This window comes from Pseudomonas sp. EL_65y_Pfl2_R95 (genome assembly GCF_963971045.1).
GTDB lineage: Bacteria > Pseudomonadota > Gammaproteobacteria > Pseudomonadales > Pseudomonadaceae > Aquipseudomonas.
In genome coordinates, this window is the sequence record NZ_CAXAOV010000001.1 from 698,495 (window position 1) to 712,495 (window position 14,001).

The 14,001-nt window shown below is 55.4% G+C and carries 17 protein-coding genes; 9 read left to right on the plus strand and 8 right to left on the minus strand.

The genetic code is table 11. The annotated features are described in order from the left end of the window. Positions 1-25 precede the first annotated feature (25 nt). From gltS to AACY09_RS03335, 3 genes are all read right to left on the minus strand, one after another. On the minus strand, positions 26-1,240 hold the full coding sequence (gene gltS, locus AACY09_RS03325) for a sodium/glutamate symporter (protein ID WP_339486049.1): 1,215 nt from the start codon (positions 1,238-1,240) through the stop codon (positions 26-28). Between the two features lie 62 nt (positions 1,241-1,302). Next, entirely contained in the window at positions 1,303-2,241 is a 939-nt protein-coding gene (gene hutG, locus AACY09_RS03330) for a formimidoylglutamase (protein ID WP_339486050.1), read from the minus strand. Between the two features lie 19 nt (positions 2,242-2,260). Then, on the minus strand, positions 2,261-2,986 hold the full coding sequence (locus AACY09_RS03335) for an IclR family transcriptional regulator (protein WP_339486052.1): 726 nt from the start codon (positions 2,984-2,986) through the stop codon (positions 2,261-2,263). A gap of 207 nt (positions 2,987-3,193) precedes the next feature. Here AACY09_RS03335 and AACY09_RS03340 point away from each other — a divergent pair, with 207 nt between their 5' ends. From AACY09_RS03340 to AACY09_RS03360, 5 genes are all read left to right on the plus strand, one after another. Beyond that, on the plus strand, positions 3,194-3,907 hold the full coding sequence (locus tag AACY09_RS03340) for an rRNA pseudouridine synthase (RefSeq protein ID WP_339486054.1): 714 nt from the start codon (positions 3,194-3,196) through the stop codon (positions 3,905-3,907). A 71-nt stretch (positions 3,908-3,978) separates the two neighbouring features. Continuing rightward, positions 3,979-4,440 (plus strand): YehS family protein, encoded by a 462-nt coding sequence (locus AACY09_RS03345; RefSeq protein ID WP_339486056.1) that lies wholly within the window; start codon positions 3,979-3,981, stop codon positions 4,438-4,440. A 111-nt stretch (positions 4,441-4,551) separates the two neighbouring features. Beyond that, positions 4,552-5,322: an SDR family oxidoreductase gene (locus AACY09_RS03350; RefSeq protein WP_339486057.1), complete on the plus strand. Its 771-nt coding sequence runs from the start codon at positions 4,552-4,554 to the stop codon at positions 5,320-5,322. Positions 5,323-5,395: 73 nt separating this feature from the next. Next, positions 5,396-6,091, plus strand: a complete 696-nt coding sequence (tsaA, locus tag AACY09_RS03355) for a tRNA (N6-threonylcarbamoyladenosine(37)-N6)-methyltransferase TrmO (protein WP_339486058.1) — start codon at positions 5,396-5,398, stop codon at positions 6,089-6,091. A gap of 141 nt (positions 6,092-6,232) precedes the next feature. Continuing rightward, entirely contained in the window at positions 6,233-6,655 is a 423-nt protein-coding gene (locus tag AACY09_RS03360) for a DoxX family protein (RefSeq protein WP_339486059.1), read from the plus strand. Positions 6,656-6,863: 208 nt separating this feature from the next. On the opposite strand, the gene fpr is transcribed toward AACY09_RS03360, so the two are convergent. Continuing rightward, complete coding sequence (gene fpr / locus AACY09_RS03365) at positions 6,864-7,643, minus strand: ferredoxin-NADP reductase (RefSeq protein ID WP_339486060.1); 780 nt, start codon at positions 7,641-7,643, stop codon at positions 6,864-6,866. Between the two features lie 115 nt (positions 7,644-7,758). On the opposite strand from fpr, the gene AACY09_RS03370 reads away from it, so the two are divergent. Beyond that, entirely contained in the window at positions 7,759-8,685 is a 927-nt protein-coding gene (locus AACY09_RS03370; protein ID WP_339486061.1) for a LysR family transcriptional regulator, read from the plus strand. Positions 8,686-8,721: 36 nt separating this feature from the next. Here AACY09_RS03370 and AACY09_RS03375 read toward each other — a convergent pair whose 3' ends face one another. After that, positions 8,722-9,087, minus strand: a complete 366-nt coding sequence (locus AACY09_RS03375) for a diacylglycerol kinase (RefSeq protein WP_339486062.1) — start codon at positions 9,085-9,087, stop codon at positions 8,722-8,724. 116 nt (positions 9,088-9,203) lie between these two features. Continuing rightward, positions 9,204-9,863: a response regulator transcription factor ErdR gene (gene erdR, locus AACY09_RS03380; protein ID WP_339486064.1), complete on the minus strand. Its 660-nt coding sequence runs from the start codon at positions 9,861-9,863 to the stop codon at positions 9,204-9,206. Positions 9,864-10,057: 194 nt separating this feature from the next. Here erdR and AACY09_RS03385 point away from each other — a divergent pair, with 194 nt between their 5' ends. After that, entirely contained in the window at positions 10,058-10,960 is a 903-nt protein-coding gene (locus AACY09_RS03385; RefSeq protein WP_339486066.1) for a DMT family transporter, read from the plus strand. 27 nt (positions 10,961-10,987) lie between these two features. Here AACY09_RS03385 and AACY09_RS03390 read toward each other — a convergent pair whose 3' ends face one another. Further along, complete coding sequence (locus tag AACY09_RS03390; protein WP_339486067.1) at positions 10,988-11,701, minus strand: tRNA-uridine aminocarboxypropyltransferase; 714 nt, start codon at positions 11,699-11,701, stop codon at positions 10,988-10,990. A 228-nt stretch (positions 11,702-11,929) separates the two neighbouring features. On the opposite strand from AACY09_RS03390, the gene AACY09_RS03395 reads away from it, so the two are divergent. After that, entirely contained in the window at positions 11,930-12,328 is a 399-nt protein-coding gene (locus AACY09_RS03395; protein ID WP_339486068.1) for a quorum-sensing-regulated virulence factor family protein, read from the plus strand. 135 nt (positions 12,329-12,463) lie between these two features. After that, positions 12,464-13,540, plus strand: coding sequence for an LOG family protein (locus AACY09_RS03400; RefSeq protein WP_339486070.1), 1,077 nt, complete (start codon positions 12,464-12,466; stop codon positions 13,538-13,540). Here AACY09_RS03400 and recX read toward each other — a convergent pair. After that, positions 13,537-14,001 (minus strand): recombination regulator RecX, encoded by a 465-nt coding sequence (gene recX, locus AACY09_RS03405; RefSeq protein WP_339486072.1) that lies wholly within the window; start codon positions 13,999-14,001, stop codon positions 13,537-13,539. The genes AACY09_RS03400 and recX overlap by 4 nt on opposite strands.

Consider the following 14,001-nt stretch of genomic DNA (forward strand, 5'->3'; position numbering starts at 1 on the left):
TTGGCCTAATGAATTCGCCCGGCCATCAGACCCCGGCGAATGCGTTGAGAAACCAGGTGATCAGCGGGATCGCCACGATATCGATCAGTACCGCGCCGCATAAAGGCACAATGATAAAGGCCTTGTATGAGAACACTTTGTAGTGCTCGCACACCGCGCCCATATTCGCCACCGCGTTTGGCGTAGCCCCAAGACCATGCCCCATAAAGCCGGCACAAAGAACGGCTGCGTCATAATTGCTGCCCAGCAAGCGAAACAGCACAAATACGGTCAGCAGGATCATCACCACGATCTGCACAACCAATATCCCAAGCAACGGCAAACCTAGGGTCTCCAGCTCCCAGAATTTGAGGCTCATCATCGCCATGGTCAGAAAAATCCCCAGACAGACATCGCCGATAGTGCTGATGGCCGAGTCTGGAATTTCGATGATGCGCGCACGGTCATTCAGGTTGCGCAATAACACCGCAACAAACATGGCGCCAACATAGCTGGGAAGCACTATCCCTAGGTGCTCGTTTAAGGCATCACCCAACCAGAATCCCAAGACCATGATCACTAACACACAGGCCAGCAAGCGCAGTAGGATCGGGGCATCCAGTGCTTGAGCCGGTTTCTGCTCACCCGCATCCAAGGCACCGAGTGAACCCACCTGCTCTGCCACTACCGCGAGTTTTTTGCGCTCGATAAGCCAGCGCGCAATGGGTGTCCCAAGCAGGCCACCGGCAACCATACCGAAGGTTGCTGCGGCCAGTGCCGCAGTAGTTGCCCCCTGAGCGCCAAGACTTTCAGCCACGGGACCGAAGGCAGCAGCCGCACCGAAGCCACCTTCAAGCGATACAGCACCGGCCATCAACCCCAGTAAAGGATCGACTCCCAATAGGCTGGCGACGCCGACACCCAAGACATTTTGCAACAGTGCCAAGAACCAGCAGGCGCCCAGGTACACAAAAAGAATTTTACCGCCCTGGCGCAATAGTCCAAGGCTGCCACCCAGCCCCACCGTGGTAAAGAACGCCACCATCAAGGGGGTTTGCAAGGCTGTATCAAACTTGAGCGTGAGTAACTGCTGGTCACGCAACAGCCACACCAACAAAGCAAAACCAAAGCCTCCAATAACGGGGGCAGGTACACAAAGAAGGGTTAACCAATGACTGCGTTTTTTCAGAAAGGCGCCAACTCCGAGCAGCAGCAGAGCCAAAGCGGTTGTGGTAAGTGCATCCAGTTCTAGGGTCAACATGGCAAGTTTCTCTATTGTTATAGCTGATCAATTTCTGATCAGGTGGGTAAATGTGGATAACCTCAAATGACCATGCTCGCCAACAGGCGGGCCGCGATACGAGCAGTACGTGCGTCTTGATCAAGACTTGGGTTGAGCTCGGCAATATCGGCCAGGCGCAATTTGCCGCTGGCTCTTGCAAGCCGAACCAGATGCTCGACCACCGTCAGATCGACACCGTGCGCCGATGGCGCGCTCACACCCGGGGCTTGGCTTGCGGGTAGAACATCCAGGCAGACCGTCATATACAAGTGATCAACAGTGCTGAGGAATGCTTGCAGAAAGGCTTCGATGCCGGGCAGGTTCCAGCTTTGCATTTGTCTGTCGAGCAGAAAGCGCACATTCAGTTTTTCCGCTTGATCAAACAGCGACTGGGTGTTGTTGTGCTGGCTGATGCCCAGGCAGCAATACTCAAAATCCATGCCGGCGGCTTGGCAATAGTCGGCAATCTGCAAAAACGGCGTACCGGAACTGCTCTGCTCAGCGAAGCGCAAATCGAAATGCGCATCAAAGTTCAAGATGCCAATTCTCGGCTTCGACTCTTGGCTACGCAGGTGGTCTGCCAGTCCGGTAAAGCTGGCCAAGGCGATTTCGTGTCCGCCGCCCAACCCCAGCGCCAAGTGGCCTCGACCAAGCATCTCGCTCATCTTGGCTGCATAGTGCTGTTGTGCGGTTTCCAGCGCTGCGCCGTCACAGGCGACGTCACCCGCGTCATACACCGGTGTAGAACCATGCCACGCCAGATTAGCCAGGGCTTTGCGCAGCGCAGACGGACCTTGACGCGCACCGGTACGGCCTTGATTACGCTTTACGCCTTCATCGCTGGCCAAGCCTAACAAGGTCACACCAGGGGCTTGCTCTGATGCATATGGCTGCACCCATTGGTGCCAACGCAATGCGCTTTGCCCTTCAGCAGCATCGGTGCGGCCGCTCCATACCTGCATATCTGGGGTGACAGTCATATGTTGGATCTCTTAAATATCAATCGAGACGCACGCTAACCCGCAGCGCCGCATCCTGTGTCCAGCGGATCAATTGATCGCTGCGTTGTTCTGCCCGGAACGCGGGAGCCATCAAGCTGATCACACCGTGGAGGCGCTCGCGACTATCAAATAGAGGCGCACTGACACCCCAGACACCCTCATCAATTTCACCTTTTGAAACCGCATAACCGGCCTGCCTGATTTCATCGAAGTTGCGCAGGTAATCGTCCAGCACAACCCCTTCTATGCCTTTATCCGCCAGTACCCTCAGGCTTTGCGTAGGGTCCATAAAAGCCAGTAAGGCGCGAGCCGAAGCCCCGATCAGTAGCGGCTGGGCCAAGCCTTTCTGATAGCAGCAACGCAGCGGTTGTTGGCTGTCGACCAATTCCACACAAATGGCCTGACCATTGCTTGGCACCATCAAGGCGACACTTTCACGGCTCAATTCGGCCAAGCGTTTAAGCTCCGGCTTGGCCAATGTCACCAACACCGCGTCGCGATCAAACTTCTTTGCCAGTTGCATGCACGTTGGCCCAGGCAAATAACGCCCTTGGCCGTTGTCTTCAGCCAACCCCCAGCGCAGCAAGGTTTTCAGGTGCCTATAGGTGCTGCTCAAAGGCTGCTGGAGGCTTTCAGATAACTCCTTGGCCGAGATGACTTCGTCGGCTTGGCCCAAGGCAACCAATATCTGTAGCAGGCGATCAGTTGGGGTTTTGTAGTTCATGGCCGCTCCTTTGGATTTATGGTGCGCGAACTTTCTCACTTAATGAAATATCAATCCCACCCAGTGAGAATTGTTCATTAAATAGGTGACCAATGGTTCAACCGCCTCAAATCGGGCACGCCAGTGTTCAGAGGAAACGCCGACTCATCCGTACATAAGCGCTGCGGCCAGTTACAATAGGAGGATTACTTTATTGATGACTGCCAGATGACCGAGCCAATACGCCTTTCCAAACGCCTGATCGAACTGACCGGCTGCTCCCGCCGCGAAGCTGAGCTGTACATTGAGGGTGGCTGGGTGACGGTGGATGGCGACGTGATTGATGCCCCGCACTTCAAGGTGGCCGAGCAGCAGGTTGTGCTGCACCCGAATGCCGTTGCCGCACCGCTGGACCCGGTTACCTTGCTGGTGCATATCCCGCCGGGACACAACACTGCAGATCGCATCACTGAAGAACTCAGCACTGCCAGCCATTGGCCAGATGACGCCTCTGGCATCCGCCCACTGAAAGGCCATTTGCTTAACCTCACGCCTTGCATTCCGCTGCAGGCGGGTGCAGAAGGCCTGCATGTACTGACCCAAGACTGGCGTATCGAGCGCAAACTGCGTGATGACATCGTCAAGATGGAGCAAGAGTATGTGGTTGAAGTGAGCGGCGAGCTTAGCGAGCGTGATCTCAAGCGGCTTAATCACGGCCTGGTGTTCAATAACTATGCGTTGCCACCCTGCAAAGTCAGTTGGCAGAACGAAACCCGCTTACGCTTCGCCCTGAAAAACCCGATACCCGGCCAGATCGTCTTTATGTGCAATGAAGTGGGACTCAAGGTTCTGAGCTTCAAGCGCATTCGCGTCGGCGGCGTACCCATGTCAAAAGTTGCACCCGGCCAGTGGCGCTACCTCGCGGCAAAAGAGCGCTTCTAAGCACTGCGCCCACCACTTATTTTTTGCGTAGCTGGCCCGAATGCTGCCTGCGCCTTTATCAGGAATCCAAAATGCTTAATAACGACGTACTGCGCAGCGTGCGCTACATGCTCGATGTCAACGATGCAAAGCTGGCCGAAATCATCCAACTGAGTGGCAAAACAGTCACCGCTGACGAGCTTGAACCGCTGCTGAAAAAAGAAGACGAAGAAGGTTTTATCGCCTGTGACGATGAGCTTATGGCGCACTTTCTCGACGGCTTGGTTTACTTCAAGCGCGGTAAGGACGACAGCCGCCCAGCGCAACCATTCGAGTTGCCAATGACCAACAACATGGTGCTGAAAAAACTGCGCGTGGCTTTCGAGCTGAAAGAAGATGACATGCACGCGATCATGCAAAGCGTTGACTTCCCGGTGTCGAAACCTGAAATGAGCGCCTTGTTCCGCAAGTTTGGCCATAGCAACTACCGTACCTGTGGCGACCAGTTCCTGCGCAACTTCCTCAAAGGCTTGACCCTGCGCGAACGCGCCTAGTCATTCACGACTCTGCGCCGCACATGGCGCTGTATTTGCGCCAACAATAGTGCATCCACTGTTGGCGCTAGCCGATTAGGGTGATGGCATCTGTCTACTCAAGGACTCGCCATGCACCCCTACTTTTCCCTCAAAGACCGCACCGCCCTGGTTACCGGTGGCACCCGTGGTATCGGCAAGATGATCGCCAAAGCCTTTGTTGAAGCAGGCGCAACCGTTTACGTGTGCGCCCGCGACGAGCAGGCCTGCGCAGATACCGCAAAAGAGTTGAGCGCGTTTGGCATCTGCCATGGCATTGCTGCTAATCTGGCGACCGAAGAAGGCGTGCAGGCATTGGCCCAAATACTCGGCGGTAAACTCCAGCAATTGGACATTCTGGTCAATAACGCCGGCACCACCTGGGGTGCGCCGCTGGAGTCCTACCCGGCCAAGGGCTGGGAAAAAGTCATGCAGCTTAATGTCACCTCCGTCTTCAGTTGCATCCAGCAATTGCTGCCGCTGTTGCGTAAAGCCGGAAGCAGCGCCAACCCGGCGCGGGTGATTAATATCGGTTCGGTGGCGGGGATCAGCTCATTCGGTGAAAACGCCTACGCCTACGGCCCAAGCAAAGCGGCGCTGCATCAGCTGTCGCGGATGCTCGCGCGGGAACTGGTTGAACAGCACATCAACGTAAACGTGATTGCACCCGGGCGCTTCCCGAGCAAGATGACCCAGCACATCGCCAATGATGATCAAGCAATGGCCGAGGACACGGCGGTGATCCCGATGAAACGCTGGGGCCGTGAGGAGGAAATGGCCGCGCTAGCAATTAGTCTGGCCAGTACAGCCGGCGCCTATATGACCGGCAACATTATCCCGATTGATGGCGGCTTTAGCCTCTAGCAGTGTCCACGCGGATTAATTCAATCTGCGCTTTGCGGTTAAGATAGGCGATCTCCAACAGTGGCCGCCTGCAATGTCTTACACCGTTTCGCCCATCGGCTTTGTGCGCTCTTGCTTTAAAGAAAAGTTCGCCATTCCGCGCCAACCCCAATTGGCGCCTGCCGCACGCGGCGTATTGGAGTTGGTCGCGCCATTCGATCAGCCAGAAGCGATTCAGGGGCTCGAACAGGTCAGTCACGTTTGGCTGCTGTTTATGTTTCACCAAGCCCTTGAAGACAAACCGCGCCTGAAAGTGCGTCCGCCACGGCTGGGCGGCAATCAGTCGATGGGCGTATTCGCCACTCGCGCCACCCATAGACCCAATGGCATTGGTCAATCGGTGGTAGCGCTGGACAACGTCGAGCCGGGTAAACTCTGGTTGTCGGGCATCGACCTGCTCGACGGCACGCCAGTGCTGGATATAAAGCCCTATGTGCCCTACGCCGACTGCATCCACCACGCAACCAATCGCATGGCAGGCAACGCGCCGCCGCTGATTGAAGTCGATTGGCAACCCCTCGCCCTCCAACAAGCCCTGGAACATGCACAACGCCTCGAACAGCCCCTGCTGGAGCTGATTGAGCAATGCCTGGCGCAAGATCCACGCCCGGCGTATCAAGCCCCTCAGCCCGAACGCCGATATGGCACCCGCTTGTGGGATGTTGAGGTACGTTGGCACTACCCTCAGCCGGACAAGATCTGTGTTCTGGAGGTGGTTGCGGGGTCTTGAACTGAGTGTTTTGCAGCAGCGCCTCCCTCATCAGGATTGGATGCCATGATTTTTTGCTGACAGACGTGCTTGTAATTTATTGCGGACCTCTCAGTCCCAATAACAACTCATCCGCACGTTCTCTCAAGGAAAAATCTACCGATGAAACAATGGAGCCTGTTACTGCTGCGCATCTCACTCGGCTGGCTGCTGGTGATTTGGGGCATCGATAAAGTTGTCAATGTTGAGCACGGCGTTGCGATCGCCAACAAATTTTACATGGGCATGTTCGCTGCCGATAACCTGATCCAAGCGGGTGGCGTGTTACAGGTGCTGGCCGGTTTATTAGTGGTGGCCGGCTTTCTGCGCCGCTGGGTCTACCCCATTCAATTGCTCCTCAGCGCTGCGACTTTGTTTGCCGTCGCCCAATCGGTGATTGATCCATGGAGCTGGTTCTTTACCGGCAGCAATGCGCTGTTTTACCCCTCGCTGATCATCTTTGCCGGTTGCCTAGTGATCATGGCCTGGCGTGATGAGGATCGCCTTGCCCTCGATAGGCTGCGCGCGAAACCAACCAGCGCCTAGAGCGAGGCCGTGCTCAGGGCCGTCGTAGGGTGCGTCAACGCGAAGCTTGGCCACCATGGCGTGGCAAATTATTAAATATTTGTGGTGCCAATGGTGGCTGAAAAAAGCGTCAACCACCTACAAGAGCGTCAAGCACCGGGGGCGCCTGTAAGGCCGGGGCGCAAAAAAAATCCCACTAGGTGGGATTTTTTATGGCACTGATCTTTTGTTACTTCTCGACGAAAGCCCGTTCGATCAAGTAGTCACCTGGTTCGCCCATGCGCTTGGAAACACTCAGGCCGAAGCTGTCCAGCACTTCGCTGGTTTCATCAAGCATGCTCGGGCTGCCGCAAATCATTGCGCGGTCGTCTTGCGAGTTGATGGGCGGCAAACCAATATCGCGGAACAATTTGCCGCTGCGCATAAGGTCGGTCAGGCGGCCCTGATTCTCGAACTCTTCGCGGGTTACGGTTGGGTAATAGATGAGCTTCTCTTTCAGGGCATCACCGAAGTATTCATTTTTCGGCAAGTGCTCGGTGATGAACTCACGGTAGGCCACTTCGTTAACATAGCGAACGCCATGAACCAGCACGACTTTTTCGTAGCGCTCATAGGTTTCAGGGTCTTGAATCACGCTCATAAAGGGCGCCAAACCAGTACCAGTGCTCAACAGGTAGAGGTGCTTACCTGGCAGCAGGTCGTCAAGAATCAAGGTGCCGGTTGGTTTGCGGCTAACCATCAATTCATCACCTGGCTTAAGGTGCTGCAACTGCGAAGTCAGCGGACCGTCTTGCACCTTGATGCTGAAGAACTCAAGGTGCTCTTCGTAGTTCGGGCTGGCGATCGAGTACGCACGCATCAGTGGGCGACCTGTATCCTGCTGCAAACCAATCATTACAAACTGGCCATTTTCAAAACGCAGCCCGGCATTGCGGGTGGTTTTGAAGCTGAACAGCGTGTCATTCCAATGGTGGACGCTGAGCACACGCTCGACGTTCAAATTGCTCATGCAGGTATCCTCGCTAAATTACGCTACCCACTGTGGGTAATTGCGCTGCATTCTAGAGGCGCGCACAATATCTGTTAAGTGAATTATTAAGATATAGGTTATCGGTTATATAGATATGCGATTTACGCTTAGACAACTCCAGGTATTTGTTGCTGTTGCCCAGCAAGAAAGCGTGTCCCGTGCGGCCGAATCCTTAGCCCTTTCGCAGTCGGCCACCAGTACATCGGTCACTGAGCTGGAACGGCAAACCGACTGCCAATTATTCGATCGTGCTGGCAAACGACTGACCCTCAATGCCCTGGGCCATCAATTGCTGCCGCAAGCGGTTGCACTGATTGACCAGACCAAAGAGATTGAGCGCCTACTGGCCGGAAAAAGCGGCTTTGGCACCTTGAATGTCGGTGCCACCCTGACAGTGGGCAATTACCTGGCCACCTTATTGATTGGCAACTTTATGCAGTTGCACCCCGAATGCCGGGTCAAGCTGCAGGTACACAACACCGCCCATGTGGTACAGCAAGTGGCGCATTACGAGCTGGATCTGGGGCTGATTGAAGGCGACTGCCAACACCCCGATATTGAAGTGCAGCCATGGGTGGAAGATGAGCTTGTAGTCTTCTGTGCGCCGCAACATCCACTGGCGCAAAGCAAAATAGCCAGCGTAGATGAGCTTAGCCGCGAAGCCTGGATTCTCCGTGAACAGGGCTCGGGCACCCGCCTGACCTTCGATCAAGCCATGCGTCATCACCCTAATCCGCTGAATATTCGCCTGGAGTTGGAACATACCGAGGCGATCAAGCGCGCGGTTGAGTCGGGGTTGGGTATTGGCTGTATTTCACGCCTTGCGTTGCGCGATGCATTTCGTCGCGGCAGCCTGGTGGCCGTTGAAACGCCGGACCTGGATCTACGCCGCCAGTTTTACTTCATCTGGCATCAACAAAAGTACCAAACCGCGGCGATGCGCGCGTTTCTGGAGTTGTGTCAGACCCTGACTGCCGGGGTCACCCGCAGCGATGAGATCGTATTGCCGACAATTGCCTGAAGTGCTTGCGACTGGCCGAAATGACCGCTGCAGCAGTTAGCCGAGCAGAATAATCAGCCAGACGCAGCCAATCAGCGAAAGCGAAACAAACTGGGCGGCGCTGCCCATGTCTTTGGCATTCTTTGACAGCGGGTGCAGGTCCAGTGAAATACGGTCTATCGCCGCCTCAACCGCAGAGTTGAGCAGTTCAACAATCAATGCCAGCAAGCAAACCGCGACCATCATCGCCCGCTCGCCTCTGCTCACATCAATAACCAACGCCAGCGGAATCAGTACCACGTTGAGCAGTACCAGCTGACGAAATGCAGCCTCTCCGGTAAATGCCGCGCGCAGTCCATCGAGAGAATAACCGGTCGCATTGAGGATGCGCCTAAGGCCAGTCTGGCCCTTGAATGGAGACATAAGATGATAACCACTAACAGAAAAGGACGGCAGGCTACGCCAACCGCCGATAAAAGTCTGATTTTTTCAGGGTGACAGGAACGGCTTCAACCCCAAGGCCGAGACCGTCATTCAACTCAAACCGTTGTAGCGCTAGGAATACTTTCGAGTTGCTGCAACAACAATGCTGCCTGCGTTCGTGTCCGCACCCCCAATTTGCGAAATATCGCAGTGACATGGGCCTTCACTGTTGCCTCTGAAACACCCAGCTCATAGGCAATCTGCTTGTTCAGCAGGCCTTCACACACCATGGTCAATACGCGAAATTGCTGCGGCGTCAGACTGGCAAGACCCGCACTCGCCGCTTTGGCTTCAGCGGACACGCTCTGCGCCTCGGCACTGATTTCTGGCCACCACGCCTCACCATCTAGAATCAGACGAACGGCCTGTTGGATGGTTTCAAGCGAGCTGGATTTTGGAATGAAGCCACTGGCGCCAAACTCTTTAGAGCGCAATACCACTGCAGACTCTTCCTGGGCAGAGATCATTACCACCGGTATTTGCGGGTACTGGCCACGTAGCAAGACCAATCCGGAAAAGCCATAGGCGCCCGGCATATTCAGGTCGAGCAAAACCAGGTCCCAATCCGGCTTCTCAGTCAAACGACTTTCTAACTCAGCAATGCTTGCCGCCTCAACCAGCCGCACCCCCGGCCCTAAACCCAGGGTTAGCGCTTGTTGCAGCGCACTGCGAAACAAAGGATGGTCATCAGCGATCAGGATTTCGTAAACAGCCATGGCAGATCCCGTTATTTTTATGAGGGCAAGAGGTATTTCAACTGGTACTTAATTCAACACTTTAGCAACCCCTGCACCCGGCGCGAGCCCCAAATGCGCCTAAGGCGGCGCCCAGCATGCCGAGCGAATACGGGGTGGTCAAGCGCAATACTTTCCGGCAAAGTCAGCGCCCCTGAAATTAATGAGCCTTTTGTATGCGAAGCCAAGCCCTGCGCGCCGATCTTTTGATGCTAGTCACCGCCATCATTTGGGGCTCCGCATTTGTTGCACAACGTCTAGGCATGGACTCAATCGGGCCATTTCTATACAGCGGCTTACGCTTCTCACTGGCTGCAGTGGCGCTATTCGCTGTGCTGCCTTTGCTTTCGCGCGGTAAAGCGGCGGCGAAACCGCCCTTGGATAAAAGCTTGTTGTGCGGCGGAGCGATCATGGGCCTCGCATTGGCCATTGGCATCAACTTACAACAAGTTGGCCTGTTGTTCACCAGCGTGACTAATTCCGGATTTATCACCGGCCTCTACGTCATTATCGTGCCCATACTTGGCCTGTTCATCGGTCAGCGCAGCGGCATGGGCATCTGGCTAGGCGCAAGTCTGGCGGTTATCGGCATGTTTTTGCTCAGTGTGGGTGAAGGCTTCACTGTCGCATCGGGTGATTGGTTGCAACTGGCAGGGGCGTTTGTTTGGGGGATTCATGTGCTGCTGGTTGGCTTTTTTGCGACCCGTCATGACCCACTGCGCCTTGCGGTGATTCAGTTTGTCACGTGCGCCGTGATCAGCATGACGCTGGCGCTGATATTCGAGCCTTTTGCGCTGGAATCAATTATTGCGGCCGCCCCGGCGATCATTTACGGCGGCATATTTGGGGTTGCCATTGGTTTTACCCTTCAGGTGGTCGCACAAAAACACGCGATCGCCTCCCATGCGGCGATTATCCTTTCCCTGGAAGCTGTATTTGCCGCGATTGCAGGCGCAATCTTGCTGAGTGAGACACTTGAGCTACGCGGCTATATAGGCTGTGCCTTAATGTTCGCCGGTATGCTCCTGGCTCAGCTATGGCCGAAAAAGCCAGTCGTTGGCATCGCCGCTACGGTATAAGCGCAAAGAAGCGGCAGCCGTTTGTGCCTACTGCAAAAACGGCTGTAACCGGCGATGCACAGGATCGCCCAGATCCACTGCTCGCGGCGCCTTGGCCGCTAAATAGTGCTGACTGAACACATCAAAATACGCATTTAAGCCGTCTGCAGCGCGCTGATCACCCGCTAACTCAAGACACAATGCAGCGACCTCTGCGGTACACAGTTGCTCATTGCGGGTCGAGCGGCGCAGGTGGTAGCGCGACAGGCGCTCAGGCTCGAGACTCAACACCGGCAGATTATCGAGGTAAGGGCTTTTGCGGAACATTTTGCGCGCTTCGGTCCACGTCGCATCCAGCAGCACGAATAAAGGCCGCTTGCCTGGCTCGACCCTAACCTCGCTAACCACCCTTTCAGGCGCCACATACTCACCCGGAAATACCAGATAAGGCTGCCACTGCGGATCATTGAGCAACGCCGGCAACCCTGGGTCAACTTCTGTGCGCAGCCAACCAAAGGCGCTGGTGTCGGCGATTACATCAGCAATAAGCCACCCAGTATTGCTCGGTTTAAGCACTTCAACGTCATGCATGATCAGACACATGGCGGACTGCGCCTCAATACGCGGACGCCAGGCGCACAGGCAATGGGTCTGGGCGATTCGACACTGATTGCAGCGCAAAGCCTTGGAGCCACGGGCCAGAAACGGTTTTTCACTGCGCGCCAAACGCACATCGCGCAAACGCGCTACAGCGTGGCTCATGCACACACCCCATGATAAAAAAAGCTTTGCATAGTCAATCCTGCATTAATCGGCGCGCAGTCTAACAAAGCCCAGCGCATCTGGCTTAACTGACCGGCATGAGCGGCTTTCGCACACCGCCGGGGCTAATTTTGCTGCCGACCAAAGACTTGAGCGTTATCATGGTCTTCTGCTGAACCTCTGCAGGTGCTTACCTGTCGAAGGATTGAAATGACTGTGGAGACTTGGATGTTACGCCTAACTGCTCTAACTCTGGCCCTGAGCCTACCCCTTGCTGCCCATGCTTCCTCGCTTAAAGATTATGAGCTGACCAAAATGCTGCAAAGCGTCGCTCAGGAAAGCAGCGTCGGCACACCTCGCGCCATCAACGCGGACATTCTCGACCAAGGCTACACGGTTGAAGGTCATACTCTGATTAACCACTTAAGCGTGCAGCCGCGCCATGCCGCGCAAATGCGCAACAATCTCGACTCAGTGCGAGCACAACTGGGCAAAAGCGTCTGCACCAATGGCGGTTTCCATAAGCTGCTCAATGAAGGTGCAGAACTGCGCTACGAATTCACTGAGTACAAAACCAACAAGCCAATCGTTCGCGAAACATTCGACAAAGGCGATTGCGGCCAATAAGCCTTCCAATGGCATGTGCAACGCAAGGTTGCTCATGCCAGCCTTCGGCCTGTCACCCAGCAATGGCCTTTCAAGTTGCCACAGCCAAGCCATACTTGTGAAACGCTGGCTGCACTTCTGCCAAGGAGCCACCCCATGCCTGATGAACCGGACGACTACCTGGCCCGGCATTTCCAAACCAGTGGCATTGATCTGCGCAGCAAAGTCGATGAACTGACAACGCTGATCGCACCCGCCAACAGCCTTAATCGTGAACTGTACCGTGAAATGCTGATCACGGTTATTCGCATGGGCCAAGCCGACCGCAATCGCTGGGACGCAAAGATCATGCTGCAGACCCTGCGCGAAATGGAGCATGCCTTTTCAGTGCTTGAACAATTCAAGCGCCGGCGCAAGATCACGGTATTTGGTTCTGCACGGACGCCGGTTGATCACCCGATTTACCAACTGGCTCGTGAACTGGGCGGCCAACTGGCCCACCACGACTTGATGGTCGTCACCGGCGCGGGTGGCGGCATTATGGCCGCCGCGCACGAAGGCGCAGGGCTTGATAACAGCCTTGGGTTCAATATCACCCTGCCCTTTGAGCAAAACGCCAATGCGACAGTCAACGGGTCGGCCAACCTGCTGTCGTTCCACTTCTTCTTCCTGCGCAAACTGTTTTTCGTCAAGGAAGCCGACGCCTTGGTACTGTGCCCCGGCGGCTTTGGCACGCTAGATGAAGCCATCGAAGTCCTGACCTTGATTCAAACCGGTAAAAGCCCGCTGGTTCCGGTAGTGCTGCTCGATCAGCCCGGCGGTAACTTCTGGCAAGAGGCGTTGCAATTCATCGAGCGCCAACTCAAAGGCAATGGCTATATTCTTGCCAGCGACCTGAACTTGATGACCTTGGTATATAGCGCCGAGGCGGCCGTTGCGCAGATCACCCAGTTCTACAGCAACTACAACTCCAGTCGCTGGCTGAACAAACGCTTTGTCATTCGCCTCAACCACCCGCTCACCGACTCGGCACTGACGGCGATACGCCGTGAGTTCAGTGATATCAGCAAGAATGGCGACTTCGAACTCCAGGACAAGGCGGATGAAGACCAGGATACTGCCGAACTGGCAAACCTGCCGCGCTTGATCTTCGACTTCAACGGCCGTAACCACGGTCGCCTGCGCGAGATGATTGATTTGATTAACGTCGATCAGAACTGGCTGAGCAGCTAGTCGTTAAGCCTGCCGCTAAGCAGCTTACCAATAAGCTCCAACGGATAACCGCGGTAGCTCAAGAAGCGGCCTTGCTTGGCCCGTTCACGCATATCCTGTGGCAACTGCCCGGCGTATTTGCGCTGCCAGACATCGGCAAGCTGCTCGGCCCAATCGATACCACTTTCGGCCAATGCTTGCTCAATCTCGGCGCGGACCAAGCCACGCTGAGTCAGTTCTTCACGTATACGTACAGGCCCGTAACCCGAGCGGGCACGGTAGCGGATAAAGCTTTCCCGGTAGCGCGCTTCAGACAACAAGCCCTCTTCCGTTAACCGGTCGAGGGCTGGGTCTATCAAATCATCCGTTGCGCCGCGCTGGCGCAACTTACGCACTAACTCAACACGCCCATGTTCGCGGCGAGCCAGCAAATCCATTGCGGCTCGCCTAACGGCTGTGGGGTTGTCGAGTATTGCGCTCAA